This is a genomic window from Dyella psychrodurans, assembly GCF_003363265.1.
GTDB lineage: Bacteria > Pseudomonadota > Gammaproteobacteria > Xanthomonadales > Rhodanobacteraceae > Dyella_B > Dyella_B psychrodurans.
Genome location: NZ_QRBF01000001.1, coordinates 536821 through 561609, shown reverse-complemented (window position 1 = coordinate 561609; position 24789 = coordinate 536821). Strand labels below are relative to the sequence as shown.

The following is a 24789-nucleotide window of genomic DNA, read 5'->3' as shown; positions in this document are numbered from 1 at the left end:
GGCTTCCTTATGTGGCGGCCCCTCATGGGCAGCCTTGCAGTCCTTGTTTTGCAAGCAAGACTTCTGCCACCGAGAGTGGCCACCGCCGGCTTTTGCGTATATCGGTACGGGGCGACCCTGCGTCAGCCCGTCTCAGGCTTTTCAGGCCTCGACGAGATCGCCGTTCTCGGTATTGGCGATGACGCGGTTGCGCCCGCTGCGCTTGGCTCGATAAAGCGCAGCATCGGCTTCCCTGCACAACTTTTGCAGGCTGTAGCCGCAAACGTTCGTGGATGCCAGGCCGACGCTGGCGGAAAACGATACGGCACTTCCATCGCCATCGACCGAGGCGGCTTCGATGGCGCCACGGATACGATCGGCGATGGCCATGCCCTGATGGCTTGAACAATCGTGCAGGAGAATGCCGAATTCTTCGCCGCCGAGGCGGCCGAACAAGTCGGTGGGTCGCAAATGATGTCGGCAGATGGCAACGGTGCGCCTTAGCACGGCATCTCCGACGGCGTGACCGTGGGTGTCGTTCACCTGCTTGAAGTAGTCGAGATCGACGTACACCAGACACGCCGAGCCTTGCTTTTTTTCAAGCGCGTGCAGAGCGCGATCGGCTTCGCTCATGAAGTTCTGGTGGTTGAGGATGCCGGTAAGACCATCCAGGGACGACAACTGTTTGAAGCGCAGCTGCGATCGCTTGAGTCGGAACAGCCAGTAGATGATGGAGACCAGTGCCACCAGCAACAGAACGATGTAAAGCCGGCTTGTTTCGACCGCCTTTTTATCCAATGCCTGCTCCAGGCGCAGGATGTTGTTCTGCTTGCTTAGCGTTTCCGTCTCCAGCTTCTGCACCAGCGTGTGTTGCTGGGCCATCTCGTAGGCCAGTGTCCGGGCGGTGATGTCATTGAGATTGCCCGTGCTTTGCGCGACGTAATGTTCGTAGTACGACAGTGCGTTGGCGTTATGGCCGTTTTTTTTCTCGATGTGATAAAGCACGTCATAGGCCGTCATCAACCACTCGCTGATGTCGCCCGGATGGCTCATGGCCAGTGCTGTGAGCGCGGCTTTTCTTGCCTCCTGGTCATTGCCCAGCTTGGCATACGCCTGCGCCCGCTCCACCTGCGAGGACAGCATGTGGGGGTAATAGTGGTTGGCAATGATGGCGGGAGCGATCCGGTCGAGCAGGGCCATGGCCTTGTCCGGCTGGTTTTCGTCCAGGTAGAGGCTGCCCAAGGTGAGCCAGATCACGTTGGTGAAGACCGGTTCCCGCGCGGCGGAGCAGCTATCGATGGCCTGTTGCAGGATCGGGCTGGAGGATGTGAGGCGTTTGCCGTTATAAAGTGCCGCGACCTGCATGGAGAGCGGGCGGCACAAACTCTCGCCGCGAGGGACGATGTCTTGCGCCATGCGAGCGTACTGGATGGCCAGATCGATCTGGCCCGCGAAATCCAGCATCTGCGACAGATTGGTCAGGAGTATGAAGCGCGCATTCGGATCGCTGATGCTCGGCAGGTCCGACGTCAGCCGATTGGCTAACGCAAAGCCCTCCTCGTAGCGCCGGTTGAGCGCCAGGTTGTTCAGCAGCAGCCCTGATGCCTTGGCGGCCAGGATCGTGTTGCCGGAGTGATCGATAACGTCGCGAAACGCGATCTCGGACTTGGCGTAATTACCCTCGTACATGGTTTCCCATGCATCGAGATAGCGCAGTTGCCACTGTTCGCTTGCATTAAGCCGCGGTGTCTCTTGGTGGATCTGTTCCAGCATGCGGACGAACTGCGGATGATCCGCCGTCCGCAGTTTTTCGGCCTGATCGAGGAACTGGGCGGGATGGGTGATGGATGTGGTGGCGTGAACGGGCTGCACGAGCGCGCACCAAGCCATGGCCGCTATGGCGAGCCATGGGGTGGCGCGGCTTGACAGCCGGGACATGCGAACTGCGCTTACGACTTGGACGACGGTTTGCCCTTGCCGGGAGCCGGAACTTCCAGCGGCTCTTCCTCTTCGGGCTCGTCTTCGTGGCCGGGCGTCTGGCTGGACTGCGGCGGTTCATTCTGCATGCGCCCGAATTCCTCGAACAACCAAGTGCTGTCGCCGAATGCCACGGCGGCCGTGAGCGCTTCGGACGCCTGCGCCTGTTTGAGCATATGGGTCAATTCTTCGGTCGATGCGTGACGCAGAGAGGCATCTTGTCCGATGGCCTCCAGCAAATCGATCGTGTCCGTCATGCGATTCCCCCTATCTCCTGTGATGGTCGTACGTGCGGTTTGATGGGGCCGGCACGCCCATATCATGCGGTTATCCACGCGATGGATCTCATCCGGGCCACATTTCCCTGGCCCTCAGGGTGGCACCGAATGCCATTGGACACGCTTTCCCCAACCGGTACCGCACAAGCAAGGATCGTTCCGCACCCAAGAACTTCCTTTATACGACGGTGTTCGTCCTCTCCAGCTTATCCAATGCCTCCAGCCGCTCCCGCATGGCGACGTTGAGCTTCAAGGCGACAGCCGGAGGCAGTACCACCGTTTCCTCCGCTGTCAGCGGAGCATGCGGCAGGTCGCGCAAAGCCACGCGGCGGACGCGCGGTTTTTCGATCGGCAGCGTCGCCCCTCGATAGATGATCACTTCGTGGTCGAGCGGGTAGTCCTGGCTCAGCAGGTCGACCAGCACCTGCCGGTACGCAGGTCCCGTCTCGCGACGGCCCAGCGAGCGATCGCCGACGAGCCCGACCTGCCACAACACCAGATACCCGGACGGGTCGATGCGGCGCTCATAAAAAAGCAGCTGGCTGGCCTCGAAATGCTGGCAGCCGAAGCGGCCCGGGTCGATGCCCAGGTCCGCATAAAGGCAATCCTCCGCGGAAATGCCAGGCTCCATATGCGCTTCGTAGCCTTCCGCGCGCGCGACTTCAATAACCTTGTGCGGCGACCACGCAAAGATGCCCGGGTGCCCATAGAACACCCCGCAGACGCGCTTGCCTGCACGCACCTCGGCCATCATCAGCTCGACCCATTGCCGATAGGTCTTCATCCGCGACTTGCCTTCCTTGTAATAGGGCTGAAGGCTGCGCACATCCGTATGCATGCGCTGGAGCCATAACTCCACGATGCCGTCGGAAAGCCCCGCGAACACCACATCCGACTTTTCGATGTAGCTGCGCGCCAGCGGCGTGAGATGAGAACCCAGGGTCATACCCAGGCCAACGCAGGCCACGCTGCCGCGGGGAGCGTTGTTCGGTGTCGCCGAGCCAGGTGTATTCATGGCCCGATAGTAGGGCAATTTCTCATCGTGGCGCACGGGGGCGACGGGGGCAGGGACTGCTTGAGCGTGTGGACACCCGTCGGTTACGCATCAACGCGCTGCGTCTGTCGGACGCAGCGACTCGCCGTTCGATGTCATGTCTGCGAACGACCGCGCGGGGAAGTTATCGAGCGGCGCAGTTCGGCGAGCGGAGCACGATCATCGAAGCGAATGACGCCCGCAACTTCTGAAACGCCGAGTTGCTGAAGCATGCCATTGAGGTCGACGGTGACCGGGCGATCTTTAAGTTCATCGTAAAGCGAGGTCAACGCGTCGCTCTTGACGGCGATATCTCCTGCGTGAGTCGCTTGTTCCACGCTCCAGGATGCCGTGTTGCCGCCGCTTGCACGGTTGATCGCGCGCAGTGCGTCCTGCAGGCGATATCGTCCATCGCTTTTTTTGTAGATGGCCAGTTCGGCAAGCAGCCAATACATGGCGCCGCCCCAGTATGTCCTTCCCCAGGTATGCGTATGATCCAGCCCTTTGTCGCCGGCTTGGGGCTGTCCTTTGGACATGTCGTCGACGGCCCAGCGCCAGACTTCTTGTGGCGGCATCTGTCCGGCCTGTGCGCGTGCAATGGGCTCGACGTAGGTGGCGTTGCCTTCCATGAACCACTCGCTGCGCATCGGTACTCGCGGGAGCGCCAGGTGGGTCATCTCATGTACCAGCACCCAATCGTTTCGCAAATACTCCTCCGACACCTCGCGCCCTACGCCGACACGCGTGATCGAACCTGCATATCCCCATGTGGTGGCGGGGCCGACATGGCCTCCGTCTTCAGGGACAACGAGCAAACCCCAGTGGTCGACGGGGAAACGGTCGAAGTACGTCGATACGGCGGTGGCGCTTCGCCTGATCCAAACTTCGATTCGGCGCTTGTCGAGCGGAGAGGAATCGCCCGCAATCACGACGGAGATGTCGCCGTTTCCCATCACCAGCTTCAGATCGGGCGTCCCTTTCAATCGGGCATGGATGTCTTCGGGATCGTCGTAACTCTGGGCGACAGCGCGCCAAGGCGACCATGCAGCGACTGCAAGGCCGCCCATCATCTGTAGAAAGCGTCGACGCTTCATAACCGCTCCCACAAGCCCGTCCAATGAAAACTACCACTCGGTTTTCGTGGACGGCGCGGTCATCGTTACAGCGTTCGCCAGCTATTCACGCCAGCAGGGCCGGCCGTGGCCAAAGGTCCGCGTCGCTGCAGTGCGGCATGCCATGCCATGCAACCCAGGCCGACGACAGCGATTTCAGGCCGAAAAACCCTAAATTCAGTCAATTTGGAGTGTGCAGATCACAGTGCAATCCATTGATTTACTGCAAGATTGGCGCGGGCAATGGTGCCCGGCACTGTAAAGGGTGGCTTTTATGAACCGCGTAAACGTCTATGTTTTGGCCGGAATCTTCTGCGCCTTGTTTGCTTCTGCCGCGTCCGCGCAGACAACTGGAACGACCACGAGTACCACCAGCAGCACGACAACCGCGCAAGGCAGCATCTTCTCTCAAGTGATTGCGGCCACCTGCACGAATGTCCTGCAGTGCTCTGGGGGACATTGATCCTAAGCTTGGGCTAGCTGGCCCATAGCCGCATAGGAGTGGGGGCCGACAAGTGCTCCCACTCTTTTTCGGCGACGTCTTGCAGCAGGAATGTCAGCCGCAACGTTTTTTCCATCGGTCGAACGTGGAATTCGCCGTTGAACAGCTGCACGTGGTCCCTGAGTTCGACGAGGTCCAATCCTGTCACGCCAAGCTTGTGCGCGAGACGGTCCCGCTGACCTTCCCTGAAGAAGGAGCTGTCGTCGGTGGAGGCATCCAGCTGACCGTCAACGCGCAGCACCACGAGACGATTGCCGTCGATATCGATGCCGCGCAGCGTCAGGCGGATATCGGAGCAACGCACGTTCGCGCAGATGTACACCACCGATTCGCAAGCGAGGCGATAAATCATGGTGTGAAGGTTCGCTGCGTGCGCGCCGAAGCCGCGCCCCTTGACTTGATAGTTGTAGGCGACGCCCGCTTCATCCAGTGCGCGCCCCAGGTTTTCGCGCAAGGCTGCACGCAAACCCCGGCGTCGCCAGGCGATGGGATGCATCGCATCGGCGATCTGGTACATCTTTTCCTGAGCGGTGGCCGCCTGCTTGGAATACATCTGGCTTTCGTTGGCCGGTAGCATCATCCGGAAGCGGTTGAGCAACCGGTTTTGAGTGACCTGCATTTCCCCGCAGACGTATTCCAGCGTTTCCGAAGCCTGGCGCAAGCGCATTTCGCCCACGTAGAGGCTTTGCCTGGCCAGCCGCATCGCCTGCTTGACGTCGACGTGTTCCTGTTCCTCGCGTTGATGCAGCGCGGAGATACGCGCACCCATGGCGATCAGGCAGGTGATGGCGAAGGCGATCATGGACTGAACTTGCAAGACCATGGCGTCGGGCGTGTCGTAATTCATCAATACGTTGATGCAGGCGACCACGACGGTTCCGCCCATCACAGCGGCTCGCCAGCCGTGCTTCAGGGTCAGCCAGGCCACCGGCAGGAACATGAAGAGGCAATAGACCTGCTTGTCTTCTTTGCCGTGCAAGGTCAGCCACGACAAGATCAGTTGAGAGGGAATGAGGATGCCGGCGGCATCGAGGGCCAGCGAACCTTTGACGAACCCGCGCAGGCGGTTGAGCCACATGCCGTTACGGAATTCGAGTTTGGCGATGATGACCCAGGGGATGGTCGTCAGCAGGGCGACGTAAGAACCGACAAAGAGATAAACCAGCAGGATGGGCGTTATCTCGACGCCTGGATTTTTCGCCAGCGACATCGCCGCATAGTTGGCGAGCGACCAGATGATGGGAACCACCAGCGTGCACAGCAGCAGCGCTTGGAAGTTGACGACTCGCTTGGACGGAAAAAGCGCGAGTTTTTCCTTGCACAGCCACACCACCGGCATGGCCAGGGCAATAAAGGGCACGGAGTTCACCACGGCCCAGGCAAGCCCGAACTGCGATACGGAGAGGCTGCTCTGGTAGGCAGACGCCATCGCGTCACCCACGGCCAAAGCTGCCCAATATCGGTAGGGGACGAGCAACAGCAGGGCGAGGCGAAGACCCGAAGTCAGTTCCCAATGGGCGTCGGACACGGGACGAATGAGGGTGTAGACGGCGAGGTAACCCAATACCACCGCCACCTGGTACAGCACGGATGACCCTGTCCTGTTCTTCATACCCCATCCCCTTGCTGGAGTGAATACCTGGAATTCAGTGACTTACAAGCAATATCTGATGTAGTAAATCAGCTAAGACCGAACTCCGGAACGAGTGCTCGACAACACAACATCGCGCGCTCAGATCCCCTTGAATAATCCCTCCCTAATGATATCGGCCGGCTGCCCTGTTTGTGTAAAAAAGACAGGCTTGGAGCGTCATGGAAGATGCCGCGATAAGTCGTTTGTCTTCGTCCTGGCATGGAGCCATGCACAAGTCGTTCCACATGAGGCATCCGGGGTGGCCTCGTTGGGGGCTGGCCTGCTTCCGCATTCACTATGCCTTGGGGTAGGCCAAGGTTTTCGAATCGATCCGGCGTGCGGCCAGGGTCATGCGGGCTGGCTCGATCTTTCCCGGCCCCATGATATGAAGCACCTCATCTCCGGAAGCCAGCAGGTAGTCCGCGATGATGCGTCGATGGCATCGCCACCACACGGCTTCCGCACACATGACGACACAACGCTGGTCGCGGCCGAGCTCGCATAGACGCGTGAATCCATCGCGGAAATCCTCGCTCATCGCATAGTCGGCATAGTTGTGAAAGCTTTCGTTTTGCCAGTAGGCATTCACATCGCGCGATACATGACGGTCCTTGCCGCGCAAACCGCCGAGCGCTGCCATGTGTTCATATCCGACGTGGCATGAAGCCAGCGATTGCGGCAGCACGTCACGGTTGTACTGAGGATTCGTACGCGAGCGCGGCACGGTTCGAACATCGACCACCAGGCTTATGCCTTCACCTTGCAACATGCGGATGAAGTCATCGACCGGATGTGTCGAATGGCCGATCGTATAGAAGGGGATGTTCGTCATGCTCAGTCGTGCTTCTGCCGGACTTTCAAGTTCGCCGCATCAGAACCATACTGCTAGGGCCTGTTCACACTATTCGCGTGGCCCGCGCCGGGAGCTGTTTGCACGCCAGCCAAGGAAGAGTGAAGGAGTGTACGTCCGTACACGACTGAGCGATGACGCCGGATGGCGGGCAAACAGACCCTAGAACCAACTCGTGAGGAATCGATAGTGCCTTCCGTCATTCCGCAACCAGTTATCGCCAAGCTCACAGGAGCCGCTATTTTTCTGGTGGTGACCTTAAAACCGGAGCCTGGGCACGATGAGTCAGTAAGAACGCTTTGCGGCGACCTGGCATCGCTTTTGCGGGCTGTGGGATTTCGCGACCCCAGTGGTCGTCTATCGTGCGTCATGGCTTTCGGTTCCGATGCATGGGATCGTCTTTTCGGCCAGCCGAAACCCGCAGATTTGCATCCCTTTCGCGAGATTCGAGGCGTGCACCACGCGGTCTCCACGCCGGGAGACTTGCTGTTTCATATCCGTGCCGCGCACATGGATCTGTGCTTCGAGCTGGCGAACGAAATCATGTCGCGCATCCGCGATGCCGTTTCCACGGCCGACGAAGTTCACGGGTTCAAGTATTTCGACGAGCGCGACTTGCTCGGTTTTGTCGACGGTACGGAAAATCCGGTCGACCAGGATGCCATCGATGCGACCATCATCGGGGAGGAAGATCCGAACTTCGCCGGCGGAAGCTACGTGATCACGCAGAAGTACCTTCACGACTTGCAGGCGTGGAATGCCTTGCCTGTCGAACAGCAGGAGCGGATCGTCGGCAGGAAGAAGCTTTCGGACATCGAACTCGACGATGCCGTAAAACCCGCCTATGCGCACAACGCCCTCACGACCATTGTCGAGAACGGCGAGCAATTGGAGATCTTGCGCGACAACATGCCGTTCGGCGACGCGGCCAAGGGCGAGTTCGGCACGTATTTCATCGGTTATGCGCGGTCGCCAAGCCGGATCGAGCGGATGCTCGACAACATGTTCGTCGGCAACCCGCCCGGCAATTACGATCGCCTGCTCGACGTCAGCAAGGCCGTCACCGGCTCGCTGTTTTTCGTGCCATCCGCCACCTTCCTGGCCAATGTGCCTGCCGAACCCGGCGCAAAGGCGGATGTTTCCGAATCTCAGCCGCGCGTATCGGATGGTTCGCTCGGTATCGGTTCGCTCAAAGGAGAACCCCCCCATGAATAATCTTCACCGGAAACTTGCGCCGATTTCGGAAGGCGCATGGGCACAGATCGAACAGGAAGCATCGAGGACGCTGAAACGCCATTTGGCTGCGCGGCGGGTCGTGGACGTGGTGGGGCCGAAAGGTTTCGAGTTTTCCGCGGTAGGTACTGGCCACGTGCAGGACATCAAGCCTCCGGCCGATGGTGTCCAAGCCGTCTTGCGGGACGTCAAGGCTGTCGTGGAACTGCGGGTTCCCTTCGAACTGTCGCGTCACGCCGTCGATTCCGTGGAGCGTGGCGCCAACGATCCCGATCTTCAGCCGCTCAAGGACGCCGCGCGCAAGATCGCCTTTGCCGAAGACGGAGCGATCTTCGAAGGTTACGAAGCGGCCGGCATAGCGGGTATTCGCCGGGGAACCAGCAACAAGGCGGTGACGTTGCCTGCGAAGGTGGGCGACTATCCTGCCGCGATAGCGCAAGCGGTGAGCCGTCTGCGCGAAGCAGGCGTCAACGGTCCCTACACGCTTTTATTGGGCGAGCAACCGTATACGAAAATCAGTGGCGCCACCGACGAGGGATATCCCGTCGTCAGGGACATTCAACATCTCGTGGATGGCGACATCATCTGGGCACCGGCGATCAAGGGTGGCGTGGTGATGAGCACGCGAGGGGGCGATTTCGAGCTTCACCTGGGCCGGGATTTCTCCATCGGCTACCTGAGCCACTCCGAACGCAGCGTTCACTTGTATGTGCAGGAGACGTTTACTTTCCTGCAGCTGACTGCCGAGGCCGCGGTGATGCTGACAGCGGGAGGAAAGTAAGGTTTTGTCGGATCACTTCCCTTTACGGAGCCGTGAACCATGCAAGCATTCGACCTCTACATCAATCCGGCACGGCCGACTCTCGGTCTCTATGTGCGCCAGGGCGTTGGGCTACCGGATCTCGTTGACGCGAAGCAATGGCAACTCGAGGGGCACGTCTGGGCGAACGAGCTACAACCTGCGACCTTGAAAGGGTTGGAGGCCAACGGCCACGCCTTTCAGGAACTGGGCGATTAGGACAAGCCGATCCGTCCCATCGCGTTCGGATTTCACAACATCCTGGACGGTCCGCCACCCGGGCCGGGAAATGCGATCACCGTATTCGTGGCCAGCGCGCGTAGCATCATCATCATGGCGAGAATCTGCTGACCGGTTGCCCGCGGATGCACCAGCAGGAAGCGATTACGATCGGAACCTGCGTGGCGACACGCGGCGGCCGCGCATACCGTGCCGTCGCCGGATGCCACCACGGGCGGAGCCGGATATTGCGGATCCCAGAGCTGCCGACGCAACAGCCCGTGTTGGGGCCCACCGGCAATCAGACATTCGACGATCTGTTCCATCTCTGCTTACCCTTCAGACATGAGGTCCTTCAAGCCTCACCGACTAATAAGCATGCGCTGGGCCACGCTCGCGCCCGGAATGTGCGTCACGTCACGGTTTCGAATCGAACTGGGTCACGCGCACCGAATGCATCTTCAAAAGCGTCGCGGCGGAGACGGAAATAGCCGTTCAGGAATGCAAAACCAGCCTTCGCGATGGGACCCAGGAAAGCGGCCGGGCCTGCGTCCGTTAAATATTTGACGCGAAGGGCGATCGTAGATAGCTGGCGACTGACTCGGCAGGTCCAATGATGCCCTTTCAGGGCTTTTTCCTGTGCAGCTACCCGGAACGGGTGTTGTCGGGGAAATGCAGCGTGAAGCGCGTGACATTCGATTGGCTTTGCACTGACACCGAGCCGCCGTGCAGCTCCATGATGCTTTTGACAATCGACAGACCCAGCCCCGTGGAATTGGCGGAGTCGCTACGCGAACGATCCACCCGGTAAAACCGGTCGAACAGTTTGTCCAGATGTTCAGGATCGATGCCGCGACCCGGGTTTTCCACGAACACGTCCATACCGCGCTCGGTATGGCTGGCGTGCATGCGGATCGTCTCGCCGGCAGGTGTGTAGCGCAGCGCATTGGAGAGCAGATTGTTGACGGCGCGGCGGAACAGATCGCGGTCGGCCTGGACACTGCCGGATGCATCCACGCGAAGGGCGACGTTCGCCTCGGAAGAAAGACCCTCGAAATAATCGGCGATTCGGTGGAGTTCCTGGGCGGTATCGAGCGCGACACGTTGCAGCGCAAATTGCGGGCTTTCGGCGCGGGCCAGAAACAGCACGCTTTCGATGGTGCGGCTGACGCGGTCGCATTCTTCGATGTTGGAGCCGAGTAGCGTCTCGTATTCCGTCACGGATCGATGACGGTTCAGGGCCACTTCGTTGGCGCCACGCAAGTTGCCAATCGGCGTACGCAAGTCGTGTGCAAGATCCACGGTGAATTGCCAGACGCGCGCAAACCCTTGCTCGAGTCGGGCCAGCATTTCGTTTAGTGATGTCGCCAAAGTAAGCAATTCGGTGGGAGCGTTCTCCAAAGGCATGCGCGTGCTCAGGCGCTGAGCATGGATGGCGCGAGCGCTTTCCGTCATCGCCCTCAGCGGGCGCAGCGCGCGCCGTACGAGCAGGTAACTCAGCAATACGGCAATCAGCAAGCCGGTGAACAGGGAAAGCACCACATCGCTCCGGTACTTGGCAAGGAGCGCCATTCGGTCGGCGAGCGAGCGTGCCACCGCGATGGTGACGGAATCGCCGTTCTTCAACGTCGCCGCCGTGGCGACACCGCGTATCTCGGCGCCGTTCCGATCCTTCCAGGATTGAATGCTTTCCGGAACGATGCGCTGATCGTCGGGTACGACGGGCTTGACGGGGATGTCGTATCCCATGGGCACGTGATCGATCAGCAATCGCCCTTGATGATCGAACACGCGCAAGCCATTGGCGTCGTCACCCAGCACAACGGTGATGAGCCGATCCTGATGCGTCACCACATCGTCGGGCGATTTCAGTTCCTGGGCCAACCTGCGCAGATGCCTCGCATCGAGCATGATGTTGGTCTGATCGTGCACGTAGATGCGCCGGGACACCGCCTTGAACAGCAGCATGCCCACGATGCTGAAGCAGGCGACGGTGATCACCACGAAGGTGACGGTAAGTCGCGCGGTGAGTGAATGGCGCATAAGAGAGCTCGGGTCAGGTCACCTTCGTTCTAATTTTCCTCATGCTCGAGGTCGAGCACGTAGCCCATGCCGCGCACCGTATGGATCAGCTTTACATCGTGGCCATCGTCGATCTTCACGCGCAGCCGCCGAATCGCCACTTCCACCACATTGGTGTCGCTGTCGAAATTCATGTCCCACACATAAGAAGCGATTTGCGTTCGGCTCAGCACTTCGCCGCGCCGGCGTGCAAGCAATTGCAATAGCGCGAACTCGCGCGGCGTAAGATCGATGCGCTGGCCGCCGCGCCGCACGCGCCGGCGTACCGCGTCGATTTCCAGGTCGCCGATGTGCATGTGTTCGATATCGCGCGGCGGGCCTCGACGGAGCAGGGTGCGGATACGCGCCAGCAGTTCGACGAACGCGAACGGCTTGACCAGGTAATCGTCGGCGCCCAGCTCGAGGCCCTTCACGCGCTCTTCCAGCTCGTCCACGGCAGTGAGGCACAGCACGGGCGTGTCGCGCTTTGCCCGCAGCTGCTTGAGCACCTGCCATCCATCCATGCCCGGCAACATGATGTCGAGCACGACCAGCGCATAGTCTTCTTCGAGCGCGTTATGCAGTCCGTCGATGCCGTTGGTGGCGATATCGACGGTAAAGCCGGACTCTTCGAGCCCTTTTTTCAGGTACTCGCCGGCTTTCTTTTCGTCTTCGACAACAAGCAGGCGCATGGCGGTTCTCTTCGTGCCTGGGAGAAATCATAGCCATATGCGCCCGGCACCGCGATTACAAAATCGTCAGGTGATCGTCAGTACCCGGCAAGCAGCGGGGGAATAGTTTTCGAACCGTCCTTGGAATCACCAGGCCTCAAGAACGGGGTTCGCTATGTGGATCGTCCAACTGGCCTTGCGCCGACCGTACACCTTCATCGTGCTGGCACTGCTGCTGGCCATCATCGGCCCACTGATGATCCGGCGCACGCCCACCGACATCTTTCCCAATATCAACATCCCGGTGCTGAGCATCGTCTGGACGTACAACGGCTTTTCCGCCGACGACATGACCAACCGGATCACCACGCCGTTCGAGCGTGCGCTGACTTCCGACGTGGACAACATCGAACACATCGAGTCGCAGACCGTCAACGGCACGTCGGTGATCAAGGTGTATTTCCATCAGGGCGCGGACATCAACCGCGCCATTGCCGAGGCGGTATCGAGTGCCCAATCGATCATCCGGGTGTTGCCGCCGGGCACCTTGCCGCCGCTGGTGATTTCCTACAACGCATCCACCGTACCGATTCTGCAGCTTGCGCTGTCCAGCCATTCGCTGTCCGAACAGCAGCTTTACGATCTGGGTAACAACTTCATTCGCACGCAGCTTGCCACGGTGCAGGGCGCGGCGGTGCCGCTGCCGTTTGGCGGCAAGGTGCGCCAGATCATGGTCGATATCAATTCGCAGGCCATGCAGGCACGTGGTCTGTCGCCGCTCGATGTCGTCAATGCGGTCAATGCGCAGAACCTGATTCTTCCGGGCGGCACGGCGAAGATCGGCGCGCTCGAATACAACGTCAACATGAATGGCAGCCCCACGACGGTGGCCGCGCTCAATCAGATGCCGGTGAAGGCGACGCCGGGTGGCGTGATCTATCTGCATGACGTGGCAACGGTGCGCGACGGCTTCGCGCCGCAAACGAACATCGTGCGAGTGAATGGTACACGCTCGGCGTTGTTGCAGGTGGAGAAGAGCGGCGATGCCTCCACGCTGGACATCATCCGCAACGTGAAGGCGTTGCTGCCGAAAATCGCCGCCGGCCTGCCCAAGGCTTTGCAGATCGAGCCCGTCTCCGACCAGTCGGTCTTCGTCAGTTCCGCCGTGGCGGGCGTGGTGCGCGAGGGCGCGATCGCCGCAGGTCTTACCGCCGTGATGATCCTGCTGTTCCTCGGTAGCTGGCGTTCCACGCTGATCATCGCCATCACCATTCCGTTATCCGTGGTGACGTCGTTGATCGTGTTGTCGGCGCTCGGCCAAACCATCAACATCATGACGTTGGGCGGCCTGGCGTTGGCCGTGGGCATTCTGGTGGACGATGCCACGGTGGCCATCGAGGCGATCACGCACCATCGCGAGTCGGGCAAGCCGCTGATGCAGGCCATTATCGATGCGTCGGCGCAGATCGCGTTGCCCACGCTCGTGTCGACCCTGTCGATCTGCATCGTGTTCCTGCCGATGTTCCTGCTGTCGGGAGTGGCGCGCTACCTGTTCGTGCCGCTGGCCGAAGCAGTGGTGTTCGCGATGCTGGCCTCGTACTTCTTCTCGCGCACGCTGATTCCAACGTTAGCGATGTACATGCTCAAGCATGAGTCGGTGCATCGCGAGGGCGGAGCAGGGCGCTTTCAGGCGGCGCGCCGCTTGCAGCAACGCTTCGAACGCGGGTTTGAGTTCATCCACGGCAAATACAGCCAGGCATTACAGGCAGCCATCGCGCATCCGAAACGCGTGGCACTTGCTTTCGCGCTGGTATGCGGTGGGTCGCTGCTGCTCATTCCATTTCTTGGCCGCGACTTCTTCCCGACTTCCGACACCGGCGAAATACGTCTCCATATGCGCGCCCGCACCGGTACGCGCATCGAGCAGACCGCCCGCCTGGTGGATCTGGTCGAGCAGAAGATTCGCACCGTCATTCCTTCGTCCGAGCTGGACACGATGCTGGACAACATCGGCCTGCCGGTGAGCGGGATCAATATGACCTACGATTCTTCGCTGCCCGTGGGCACGTCCGATGCCGACATCCTGGTGAGCTTGAAGGCGAACCATCGTCCGACGGCGCAATACGTCAGGGAGTTGCGTGATCGGCTCAACCAGGATTTCCCCGGCATCACGTTCTCGTTTCTCCCCGCGGACATCATCAGCCAGACGCTGGATTTCGGCTTGCCTGCGCCGATCGACGTGCAGGTCGTGGGCAACGACGCCCATGGCAACCGCCAGGTGGCGGAGAGTCTCCTGCGCTCGTTGCGTACCGTGCCCGGCCTGGTCGATCCGCGTATCCAGCAACCCGACGATGCGCCATCGATCAATGTCGATGTTGATCGCGTCAAGGCCATCGAGGCGGGCTTCCAGCAGCACACGATCGCGCAAGATCTGCTGATCGCATTGTCCGGAAGCTCGCAAACATCGCCCAATTTCTGGCTCAACCCCAAGAACGGCGTGAGCTACCCGTTGATGACGGAATCGCCCCAGTACACCATCGATTCGCTGCAGGCGCTGAGCAATATTCCGCTCAGCACCGGAAGCGTTGCGACCCAGCAGGGTATCCCGCCCATTCTCGGTTCGTTGAGCACCTTGTCGCGCACCTCGCAGGATGCGGTGGTCTCGCATTACAACGTGCAGCCGGTGATCGATGTGTTTGCCGGCGTGCAAGGGCGCGATCTCGGCTCCGTGGCCGCGGACGTCCAGAAGCTGGTGAAGCAGGCTGAACAACATCTTCCGGCCGGCTCCAGCATCGTCGTGCGCGGCGTGGTTCAAACCATGCAGTCCTCGTTCGAAGGCTTGCTGCTCGGTCTGTTGTTCGCGGTGATGCTGGTCTACGCGCTGATGGTGGTGAACTTCCAGTCCTGGATCGATCCGCTCGTCATCATCAGCGGTCTGCCCGGGGCGCTCGCCGGCATCACGTGGATGCTGTACATCACGCATACCACGGTCAGTGTGCCGGCGTTGACGGGCGCGATCATGTGCATGGGCATCGCCACCGCCAACAGCATCCTGGTGGTGAGTTTCGCGCGCGAGCGCCTGGCGGATGGCGCCACGCCGCTGCAAGCCGCGTTCGACGCCGGCGGTACGCGTTTCCGCCCTGTGCTGATGACCGCACTCGCCATGTTGATCGGCATGTTGCCCATGTCGCTGGGCCTCGGCGATGGCGGCGAGCAAAACGCGCCGCTTGGGCGTGCCGTGATCGGTGGCCTGATGTTCGGCACCGTGGCGACGCTGGTGTTCGTACCGGTGGTCTTTGCGGCGGTTCATCAGTGGCTGCGCGCCCGCCAAGGCAAGGCGGACGTCATGCTGGCTCTTCCTGCCCCGGATTCGTTGGTTTGATTGGAGCAACTCTCATGAATCGCTCACAAAAGCTTGTATCGACAACCGTCATCGTCGTGTGTGCGGCGCTGGCCATCGGTGGCTTGCCGCGTCTGGCGGCACGCGACAAGGTCGCGAAACAGACGGCGGCGTTGAGCAAGCCGACTGTTTCGGTAGTCGTGCCTGCGCGCGCTTCCGCTCAGCAAATGCTCATGCTTCCCGGCGATATCCAGGCCTATCAGCGCGCCGGTATTTATGCGCGCACCAGCGGTTACCTGAAAAGCTGGTCTGCGGACATCGGCACGCATGTGAAGAGCGGACAACTTCTGGCCGAGATCGAAGCACCCGAAGTGGATGCGCAGCTCGACCAGGCGCGTTCGGACGCCACCATGGCCTCGGCCAACTATCAAATCGCCAAGGTCACGGCGGAGCGTTGGCAGGACATGCTGCAGAAGAACGCCGTATCCAAGCAATCGGCCGAAGAGAACGTCAGCCTGATGCAGGCCAAGCAGGCCACGCTGGCGGCAGCACTCGCCAATGTGAAGCGATTGGAGCAACTGCAGTCGTACGAGAAGGTCTATGCGCCGTTCGACGGTGTGATCACGTTGCGCAACGTCGACGTCGGTGCGTTGATCGATGCCGGCAACAGCGGCCCACCGGCAGCCTTGTTTGAATTGGCGGAAACCGATCGGCTGCGTATTTTCGTGGACGTACCGCAGGACGACGCGCCCTACATCGCGCCGGGCACGAAGGCAGAGCTTGCGTTGTCGCAATATCCCGGCCGCACATTCCAGGGAACCGTGGCGCGCACGTCAGGTGCCATCGATCCGCGCAATCGCACGTTGCGTGTCGAAGTCGATATGGACAATCCGGATGGAACCCTGCTGCCCGGCGCCTTTGCCAAGGTCAGCTTGACGCTGACAGATGCCAACCCGGGTTTTTCGCTACCGGCCAACGCACTCTTGTTCCGTCCGCAGGGTGTGCAGGTGGCCGTGGTCGATGCGAGTGGCGTGGTGCGTTTGCGCACCGTGACCTTGGGGCGCGATTTCGGCACGCGAGTGGAAATCCGCAGCGGCCTCGATGGCGGCGAAGAAGTCATCGTCAATCCCAGCGATGCGATCAGCGCGGGGCAGGCCGTTCGCATCCAGCATCAATCGGCCACGTCGGCCTGAAGTGCTCGGAGGTATCGCCATGAGTGCGTACAAGCGGTTTGCGAAGCTCGAATACATCTTCGTCGCGGGTTTGAGTCTCGCCAGTTTGGCCGGATGCACGCCGGGGCCCGCCTATGTGCGCCCTTCGGTGGATGTTCCGACACGTTACAAGGAGGCAGGCCATGCGCAACAGCCAGCCACCGCCAAGCCTCCGCAAGGATGGCTGCAGGCACAACCGAGCGACGTCGACCACGGCGAGTGGTGGGGTGTGTTCAACGATCCGATCCTGGATGGGTTGGAAGCGAAGGTCACCGTCGGCAACCAGACGATCAAGAAGAGCCTGGCCGATTTGCAACAGGCGAAGGCGATGGTGGGCGTGGCGCGTTCGTCTTACATGCCTTTCGTTACGGCGGGCGCCAGTGCCAACATCGACCACACCTCGAAAGATGTGATTGGGCGTTCGCTTGCCGGGCGCACGGTGCAGGATTATTCGATGGGCGTAACCGCTTCGTGGGAACCCGACCTGTTCGATCGCATCGGACATGAAGTGGACGCCGCGAAGGCGCGCGAGCAGGCGAGCGAAGCGGACCTCGCCTCGGTCAGCCTGAGCATGCACGCGGAGCTTGCACTGGACTATGTCGACCTGCGTCAACTGGATGTGGAAGCTGCGTTGCTGAGTCAACTTGTGGATGCTTACACGCAAGCCAAGGCGTTGGTGCAGACGCAGTTCGATGGTGGCATCGCCTCCGAATCGGAATTGGAGCAGGCCGAAACGCAGTTGGAAGTCGCCAAGGCACAGCTGATCGATCTGGGCGAAGCACGCGCGCTGCGTGAACACGCGATTGCCGTGCTGATCGGCATTCCACCTGCGAGTTTCAGCGTATCGCCGGTCGATCAACCGTTACCTTTGCCCGCGATTCCTCCGGGCCTGCCTTCGACGCTGCTGGAACGTCGTCCCGATATCGCCGCCGCCGAGCGCAGGGTCGCAGCGGCCAATGCGGATGTCGGCGAGGCGACCTCGGCGTTCTTTCCGGATCTGGTGCTTTCCGCAAGCGGCGGTTTCGAGTCATCCAAATTCGCGCAATGGGCCACGTTGCCCAGCCGATTCTGGGCGATTGGTCCCGCGCTCGTGGGCACTTTGTTCGATGGCGGTCAACGCCGCGAAGAACTTTCCGTCGCCAAGGCACGACAGGACGCCGCCGCGGCTGACTATCGCCAGACCGTATTAAGTGCATTCCAGGAAGTGGAAGACAATCTTGCTTCGCTGCACGTGCTCGCAGACGAATCGATTGCACAGCAGCGCGCGGTGGATGCATCGTCAAAAGCTGCGCAACTGGCGATGACGCGCTATCAGGATGGCGCCACGGATTACCTCGAAGTGGTGTCCACGCAAAGCGTGAATCTCGCGCAGACGCGCGCGGAAATAGAACTCTCGCGGCGCAGGTTCGCGGCGGACATTCAATTGATCAAGGCTTTGGGCGGCACTTGGGCTGCGCGTTGAGTGGATGGTTTGGCATTTCGACCCAATGCCTTGCCTCGAACGAGATAATCTAGCGGTTCGGAGTGTTCAACAGGTGTTGACGGACGTCATCGAGGTCCTGTGGCGTGTCAACGTCCAGGTTTTCTGGAAAATCAAAAAACTCGACGCGGCTCATGTCGCGCTCGATCACCGATCGCGCGCCAGCCGGGCCCGTCAACATCGCGAGTTCCGCAAAACAGTCGCGCGGCAGCAAAGTCGGTGGGCCGGGTATACCGTTGTGTCGGGCCATCAGTACTTTGTCCGGGGCGACACGGTGACGCGCCACCATGTCGCGTAGCCCTTCGACATTCAGGAGTGGCTGGTCGCTCAGGCAGATGAGTATGCCGCTGGCACGAGAGTGATTTGCCATGACATGGCGCGTGCCGGCTGCGATCGAGCTTCCCATGCCTTCGCTCCAACCCTCATGGCGTAATCGATGCAGTGGCAACTCACGCAATACGTGCTCCACAGCTTCGGCGTGTGCGCCCGTCACCGCAACAACAGGGAATCCCAAGCCGAGTACTAGGCGGGCTACCCGATGGCACATGGGCTCGCCCTCGATCTCCGCCAGCTGTTTTGCGCCGCCAAAACGGCGCCCCTCGCCTGCAGCGAGCAGGAGTACAACGGGCGAGGAGGCGGGCGTCATCAGTGAAAGGTTTCCAGACGTATCATGGCGTGATGGTCCTGGGTATATAGCGTAGAAGTCTCACCCCGGAACAGGCGAAACCCGCGAGATTGCGGATCAATAAAGCAGTTCATCCACTTGCATGCGATTCATCCTATTGTCTGGCCGAATCTTCTGATATACCGACCTTCATTGCGGATATGACCTGGGTACGGTTTGATCCAGATTCCGCATGTCTCCCTGGCATAGTGCGGAGGTGCCCATGTTGTCCTTGCTCGTGAACGGCCAATCCTATTCGGTCGATGCGCCCGACGACATGCCCTTGTTGTGGGTGCTGCGAGACATCATCGGTCTGACGGGAACCAAGTTCGGCTGCGGCATGGCCCAATGCGGCGCATGCACCGTGCATCTGGACGGCCAGTCGGTGCGCTCTTGCGTAATGCCCGCAAGCGGCGCGGTGGGCAAGAAAATCACCACCATCGAAGGCATCGGCGCTACCGAGATCGGCAAGCGTGTGCAGCAGGCGTGGCTGGGCATCGAGGTGGCGCAATGCGGCTATTGCCAGACCGGACAGATCATGTCGGCCACGGCGTTGCTTGCGCAGAAGCCCACGCCATCCGATGCGGATATCGATATCGCCATGTCGGGCAACCTGTGTCGCTGCGGCACGTATGTACGCATCCGCGCGGCGATCAAGCAGGCCGCCACCGGGCAGGCCACGTTGCCGCAAACGATTGCCTGAGCCTTCGACCGCCGCGTTCATCGTCTATCGATTGAGAGACCGTCATGACTTCACCTCACGATGATGTCGATCTGGAGAGCCCATCCCGTCGCGAATTGCTTAAACGCGGTGGATTGGTGGTGGCGTTCATGTGGTTGGGTGGCGCCAGCCGCATTTGGGGCATGAATAGCAGTGAGCCGATCGATGAGAGCCATCCACTGTTTTCCCCGAATGCTTTCGTGCGCATAGGCAGCGATGGCAGCGTGCATCTGGTGATGCCGAATGTGGAGATGGGGCAGGGCGTCTATACGGCGCAGGCGACGTTGCTGGCCGAAGAGTTGGATATCGGTCTGGATCAAATCGCCGTCGAGCACGCACCGCCGAACCGCAAGCTGTATATCAATCCCTTGTTGGGTGAACAGGCGACTGGCGGTTCGACCACCGTACGGTATTGCTGGACATCTTTGCGCGACGCAGGCGCAGCGGCCCGCGACATGCTGGTCAACGCGGCGGCGCAGCGCTGGAAAGTGGACGCCTCGCAATGCACCGTGACTCGAGGTGTCGTCACCCATGCGCCCAGCGGCCGCACGCTGCGCTATGGCGAGCTTGCCGAAGCGGCAGCCAAGGTGACGCCGCCTGCGAAGGCGCCACTGAAAGATCCCAAGGATTTCCAGCTGATCGGCAAGCCGCTGCGCCGCGTGGATACCCCCGGCAAGGTGGATGGCTCACTCCTCTTCGGTATGGACGTCCGCGTGCCGGGTATGAAAATCGCCACGGTGCGCGCCTGTCCCACGTTTGGAGGACGTCTTGCTTCTGTCGACGACACGCGCGCACTCAGTATTCCGGGCGTCGTGAAGGTGGTGAAGATCGACAACGCCGTCGCGGTGATTGCCGAACATTTCTGGGCGGCCAAGCAAGGGCTGGAAGCGCTGGACATCCACTGGGATCCCGGCGTCAACGCAAGCTTCACCACGGAGCAGATGTTCGCCGATTTAGCCAATGCTTCCGAGCACGGCAAACCCATCGTGGCGAAGGAGGTGGGTCATCCGGATGATGTCAAAGGCAAAGTCATCTCGGCCACGTACCAACTTCCTTTGCTTGCGCATGCACCGATGGAGCCCATCAACACGCTCGTGCACGTTCGGCCTGACAGTTGCGAGATCTGGGTGGGTTCGCAGGTTGTCGCACGCTGCGCCGATGTGGCCGCGAAGGTCACCGGGTTGCCTCCTGAAAGCATCACCGTGCACAACCAGTACATCGGCGGCGCGTTCGGACGCCGACTGTTCGAGGAATCGGTGGGGCAGGCAGTCGCTTTCGCCAAGCAGGTGGACTATCCCGTCAAGATCGTCTGGACTCGCGAAGAAGACATCGCGCAGGACTGCTATCGCCCGGCCTATTACGATCGCATATCGGCCACGCTCGACGATAACGGCAAGCCGTTGGCGTGGATCGATCGCACCACCGGCGCATCGGTACTGGCCTCGTTCGCGCCCGTCGCCATGGGCAAGGATGGTCTTGATCCGGACTTGGTGGAATGCGCGGCAGACTTGCCGTACGCCATACCCAACTTGCGTTCCGAGTGGGTGCGCCACGACTTTCCGGTTGGCATGAAAGTCGGTTGGTGGCGAGGTGTCGGTCCAACGCATAACGTTTTTGTCGTCGAGAGCTTCGTGGACGAACTGGCGCACGCGGCCGGCAAGGACCCGGTGGCTTATCGTCGCGAGATGCTGAGTGACGACCCGCGCTTTCGCGGCGTGCTGGACCTGGCCACGCAGAAAGCCGGCTGGGGGCAGGGCACGTCGGCCGCGCGGCAGGGGCGAGGCATCGCTCTCGCGGCTCCCTTTGGCAGCTACCTCTGCGTAATCGTCGACGTTGAAGTGTCGCCGCAGGGTGAAATCAGACTTACACGCGCTGTTGCTGCCGTCGATTGCGGCACCGTCATCAATCCGAACACGGTCGAGGCACAGATCCAGGGTGGCCTGGTTTTTGGCTGGAGTGCGGCGCTCTACAGCGGCATCACCTTGAAGCAAGGGGCTGTCGAGCAGCGCAACTTCAACGACTACCGCGTCCTGCGCCTCAACCAGACGCCACCGATCGAGGTGCACATCGTCCCAAGCAAGGAGCAGCCCGGTGGCATCGGTGAAACCGGCACGGTCATGGCCATGCCGGCGCTGACCAATGCCATTTTTGCCGCTACCGGTGTGCGCATCAGGCAGTTGCCCATCGATACCTCCGCGCTTGTGCAGGACAAGAACGCGCTGAAGGAGGTGTTGTCGGCGACTTCGCCGGTGGGTGACGCTCTCGAAGCGGGGGAACTCTCATGAAGATCGGACGCGCGCTTGGCTTACTCGTCGGCATCATCGTGTTGGTGGCCATTCTTTTCAGCGCGTACGCGCTTCTCATCGTGAGTCATCCGGGTGATGAGCACGCGGCCCAGCCGCAAAGCGCCGGCACTCCGTCGGATTTTGCCGACAAGGGAGCCGTGGCGCGCGGCGAATACCTCGCGCGCGCAGCGGATTGCGTGGCTTGCCACACCGTGCCGGGTGGCGCTGCCTTTGCAGGGGGCGTGGCGTTCAAATTGCCATTCGGCACCATCTATTCACCCAACATCACCGCCGACAAGGACACCGGCATCGGCGACTGGAGCGACGACGACTTCGTGCGCGCCATGCATGCCGGCGTCGACAAAGATGGCCGGCCGCTGTATCCGGCGTTTCCCTATACGTCGTACACGGCGCTAAGCCGCGACGACATCCTGGCGATCAAAGCGTATCTCTTCAGTTTGCCGACGGTGCACTCACCGGCGCGTGCGAACGATCTTTCGTTTCCCTATAACCAGCGCTGGACGGTCAGCCTATGGAATGCGCTGTTCCTCAACAAGCAGCGTTTCCAGCCGGAAGAGGGGAAGCCCGAAGCCTGGAATCGCGGCGCTTATCTGGCTACCGCGCTCGGTCACTGCGGGGAGTGCCATACACCCAGAAATGCCGCATTTGCCATGAATGCGAACGAGGCGCTTGCAGGGGAAGAACAGCAAGGCTGGAAGGCTTACAACATCACGTCCGACAAGGAGCATGGCGTCGGCCAATGGAGCGACCAGGAACTCGCCGATTACCTCTCCAAAGGGCATGCTGCTGGACGCGGCACGGCGTCTGGTCCGATGAGCGAAGTCGTGGCGAACAGCCTTCAATATCTGACGCCATCCGATGTCTCGGCGTTGGTCACCTATCTGCGGGGCGTCAAACCTCAGTCCAATGGCATCGCCGCGTCGCCTAACGCTCCGTCGGAAGTTGGGCTGGCAAGCGCGAATGCCAAAGCGGGTCTCGGCGAGCAACTGTTCGTTGGTGCGTGCTCGGGCTGCCATCTCGACAACGGCCAAGGTCGTGAGACCGATTACGCAGCACTGACAGGTACGCGTGCCGTGCGTGACCCGCACGCGACGAATGCCGTACAGATCATTCTTCACGGCTCCCAATGGCAGTTGGGCAATCGGCGAATCTACATGCCGTCGTTCGGGAACGCTTATTCAGACGTAGAAATCGCCGCACTTTCCAACTATGTCGTCAGCCATTTCGGTGGGCAGCAGGGCACGCTCAGTGCGTCAGAAGTGGCCAATCGGAGATGATGAGACCAACGGCATGATGGAACCGCCCATCGGAACATCGCAGCGCCTTGCCGCCACTTTCTCAGGCGCTGATTCATGAATATTCCCCAGGAATTCGAGTCCCTTTATCAGGCCGCGCTGTCTCTTGATCTTAAGAATGACGTAGCCGATGCAGCGCTGGTCACGATTACTCATACGCTAGGCTCGACCTTTCGTCGGGCCGGCGCGAGCATGCTTGTCATGCGCGATGGACGCCTCGTTTGCGAGTTGTCCGGCGGATGCCCTCAGCAAGACATCGTGCTTCGCGCCAAGCAAGTCATGGACAGCGGCCAGCCTGCGCTGGTGGCGTATGGTCGCGATTCCAATTACGACGTCATGCTGGAGACCGGTTGCGGCGGTGAGCTGAAGGTGCTCATCGAGCCCATGCGCAGCAGCGGGGACATCGAATTCCTCGAAGCCGTCGCAAGACTGAGGTCGCTCCGCCAGACGGGTTCCATGGCCACGGTGTACGCGGTCAATGACGTTGCTCTTTCGTCTCGTCCGCAGCGCCTGCTGCTCAGTGCAGGATTTCAATGGACCAACATCGACGATGACATTCTGCGAACACTTGTCGAAGACGAAGTCAGGTCCATGGACCGTGGCGCAAGGGCCGCAAACCGGCAAGTACTACTGAACGGAAACGCCTACGACCTTCTACTCGAATCGTTGCAACTGCCGCACGTTCTGGTCATTGTCGGCGACGGGATGGGTGCTCGTACGCTGGCCGAACTTTCGATTCAATTGGGCTGGGAAACCATCGTGGTGAACCCGTCGCATACCATCCCCGATCTGCCCAGCGGGGCACGGCAGTTGATTGCTTCGCCGTCGTCTCTCGGCGCACAACCCTTCCTCGACAGTTCGGCATCCGTTGTCGTGATGACACACCGCCTGGAACGCGACATGGCCTATCTCGGCGTGTTGCTGCAAACGTCGGTGGGCTATCTCGGCATGATCGGATCACGCCAGCGGGCTGCGCAGGCACGCCAGGCATTCCCTGAAACCGAAGGCCGCCTGCACGCGCCCGCAGGCTTGGACATCGGCTCGGAAACCCCGCAGGAGATCGCGTTGGCAATCGCCGCCGAGATATTGGCCAGGCGCAACGGTCGCGATGGCGGGGTACTCTCTGAATCGCAGCACCCGATTCACCCATGAATCGAAGAAGAAGGGCGATGCGTCCCTTGTGATCCACGTCACAAATAGTGCAGCATGGCGCGCGCCCGACTCCGGTTTTGAAATGTTCGACATTTCGAGCAGCGTCAGTACTCGCTGATTGAGTTGCGGCACCGCACTATCGCTAGTGGTGAACGGGCAAGCTGGCATAGAAGCTGCTTAAAGTTTTAGGGGTATCGATATTCGAAGGAACGCATGGCTTATGCCAATCGTGCGTGAAGTCGGCCGTGTTATTACCGCATGAAGATTGACGCT

20 protein-coding genes are annotated in these 24789 nt (G+C 60.5%); 10 read left to right on the top strand and 10 right to left on the bottom strand.

The genetic code is table 11. The annotated features are described in order from the left end of the window. Positions 1–141 precede the first annotated feature (141 nt). The 6 genes from DWU99_RS02665 to DWU99_RS02640 form a co-directional block, all read right to left on the bottom strand. Positions 142–1917 (bottom strand): tetratricopeptide repeat-containing diguanylate cyclase, encoded by a 1776-nt coding sequence (locus DWU99_RS02665; RefSeq protein ID WP_115476441.1) that lies wholly within the window; start codon positions 1915–1917, stop codon positions 142–144. Between the two features lie 11 nt (positions 1918–1928). Then, entirely contained in the window at positions 1929–2213 is a 285-nt protein-coding gene (locus DWU99_RS02660; RefSeq protein WP_115476440.1) for a hypothetical protein, read from the bottom strand. A gap of 199 nt (positions 2214–2412) precedes the next feature. Then, on the bottom strand, positions 2413–3249 hold the full coding sequence (locus tag DWU99_RS02655; protein WP_115476439.1) for an SAM-dependent methyltransferase: 837 nt from the start codon (positions 3247–3249) through the stop codon (positions 2413–2415). Positions 3250–3383: 134 nt separating this feature from the next. Further along, positions 3384–4361 carry a hypothetical protein gene (locus DWU99_RS02650; RefSeq protein ID WP_115476438.1) on the bottom strand — a complete coding sequence of 326 codons (978 nt, stop codon included), beginning with the start codon at positions 4359–4361 and terminating at the stop codon, positions 3384–3386. A gap of 494 nt (positions 4362–4855) precedes the next feature. Next, the gene (locus DWU99_RS02645) at positions 4856–6493 is read right to left on the bottom strand and encodes an MASE1 domain-containing protein (RefSeq protein WP_115476437.1); all 1638 of its coding nucleotides are present in this window, start codon (positions 6491–6493) and stop codon (positions 4856–4858) included. Between the two features lie 316 nt (positions 6494–6809). Then, positions 6810–7346, bottom strand: coding sequence for a DUF488 domain-containing protein (locus DWU99_RS02640; RefSeq protein ID WP_115476436.1), 537 nt, complete (start codon positions 7344–7346; stop codon positions 6810–6812). Between the two features lie 162 nt (positions 7347–7508). On the opposite strand from DWU99_RS02640, the gene DWU99_RS02635 reads away from it, so the two are divergent. The 3 genes from DWU99_RS02635 to DWU99_RS02625 are packed head-to-tail and all read left to right on the top strand — an operon-like array spanning position 7509 to position 9615. Then, a complete protein-coding gene (locus DWU99_RS02635; RefSeq protein ID WP_233510831.1) occupies positions 7509–8579 on the top strand; it encodes a Dyp-type peroxidase in 1071 nt (356 codons plus the stop codon). Beyond that, on the top strand, positions 8572–9378 hold the full coding sequence (locus DWU99_RS02630; RefSeq protein WP_115476434.1) for a family 1 encapsulin nanocompartment shell protein: 807 nt from the start codon (positions 8572–8574) through the stop codon (positions 9376–9378). The genes DWU99_RS02635 and DWU99_RS02630 overlap by 8 nt, the downstream gene beginning before the upstream one ends. A gap of 39 nt (positions 9379–9417) precedes the next feature. After that, entirely contained in the window at positions 9418–9615 is a 198-nt protein-coding gene (locus DWU99_RS02625) for a hypothetical protein (protein ID WP_115476433.1), read from the top strand. A 32-nt stretch (positions 9616–9647) separates the two neighbouring features. On the opposite strand, the gene DWU99_RS02620 is transcribed toward DWU99_RS02625, so the two are convergent. The 3 genes from DWU99_RS02620 to DWU99_RS02610 form a co-directional block, all read right to left on the bottom strand. Further along, complete coding sequence (locus tag DWU99_RS02620; protein ID WP_199535680.1) at positions 9648–9941, bottom strand: hypothetical protein; 294 nt, start codon at positions 9939–9941, stop codon at positions 9648–9650. A 319-nt stretch (positions 9942–10260) separates the two neighbouring features. Continuing rightward, a complete protein-coding gene (locus DWU99_RS02615) occupies positions 10261–11658 on the bottom strand; it encodes a heavy metal sensor histidine kinase (RefSeq protein WP_115476432.1) in 1398 nt (465 codons plus the stop codon). A 29-nt stretch (positions 11659–11687) separates the two neighbouring features. Continuing rightward, positions 11688–12368, bottom strand: coding sequence for a heavy metal response regulator transcription factor (locus tag DWU99_RS02610; RefSeq protein WP_115476431.1), 681 nt, complete (start codon positions 12366–12368; stop codon positions 11688–11690). Positions 12369–12522: 154 nt separating this feature from the next. Between DWU99_RS02610 and DWU99_RS02605 the strand changes: the two genes are divergently transcribed. Genes DWU99_RS02605 through DWU99_RS02595 form a run of 3 tightly spaced genes read left to right on the top strand, consistent with a single transcriptional unit; the run spans position 12523 to position 18360 of the window. Then, positions 12523–15729, top strand: a complete 3207-nt coding sequence (locus DWU99_RS02605; protein WP_115476430.1) for an efflux RND transporter permease subunit — start codon at positions 12523–12525, stop codon at positions 15727–15729. Between the two features lie 14 nt (positions 15730–15743). After that, positions 15744–16880: an efflux RND transporter periplasmic adaptor subunit gene (locus tag DWU99_RS02600; RefSeq protein WP_115476429.1), complete on the top strand. Its 1137-nt coding sequence runs from the start codon at positions 15744–15746 to the stop codon at positions 16878–16880. A 19-nt stretch (positions 16881–16899) separates the two neighbouring features. Then, entirely contained in the window at positions 16900–18360 is a 1461-nt protein-coding gene (locus tag DWU99_RS02595) for an efflux transporter outer membrane subunit (RefSeq protein ID WP_115476428.1), read from the top strand. A gap of 49 nt (positions 18361–18409) precedes the next feature. Here DWU99_RS02595 and DWU99_RS02590 read toward each other — a convergent pair whose 3' ends face one another. Next, positions 18410–19024: a nucleotidyltransferase family protein gene (locus tag DWU99_RS02590; RefSeq protein WP_115476427.1), complete on the bottom strand. Its 615-nt coding sequence runs from the start codon at positions 19022–19024 to the stop codon at positions 18410–18412. 241 nt (positions 19025–19265) lie between these two features. On the opposite strand from DWU99_RS02590, the gene DWU99_RS02585 reads away from it, so the two are divergent. The 4 genes from DWU99_RS02585 to DWU99_RS02570 all read left to right on the top strand — a co-directional run bounded on the left by DWU99_RS02585 (position 19266) and on the right by DWU99_RS02570 (position 24516). After that, positions 19266–19745 carry a (2Fe-2S)-binding protein gene (locus DWU99_RS02585; protein WP_115476426.1) on the top strand — a complete coding sequence of 160 codons (480 nt, stop codon included), beginning with the start codon at positions 19266–19268 and terminating at the stop codon, positions 19743–19745. Between the two features lie 44 nt (positions 19746–19789). After that, positions 19790–22048, top strand: coding sequence for a xanthine dehydrogenase family protein molybdopterin-binding subunit (locus DWU99_RS02580; RefSeq protein ID WP_115476425.1), 2259 nt, complete (start codon positions 19790–19792; stop codon positions 22046–22048). Next, complete coding sequence (locus DWU99_RS02575; protein ID WP_115476424.1) at positions 22045–23346, top strand: c-type cytochrome; 1302 nt, start codon at positions 22045–22047, stop codon at positions 23344–23346. The genes DWU99_RS02580 and DWU99_RS02575 overlap by 4 nt, the downstream gene beginning before the upstream one ends. A 75-nt stretch (positions 23347–23421) precedes the next feature. Beyond that, positions 23422–24516: an XdhC family protein gene (locus tag DWU99_RS02570; protein ID WP_115476423.1), complete on the top strand. Its 1095-nt coding sequence runs from the start codon at positions 23422–23424 to the stop codon at positions 24514–24516. Positions 24517–24789 lie beyond the last annotated feature (273 nt).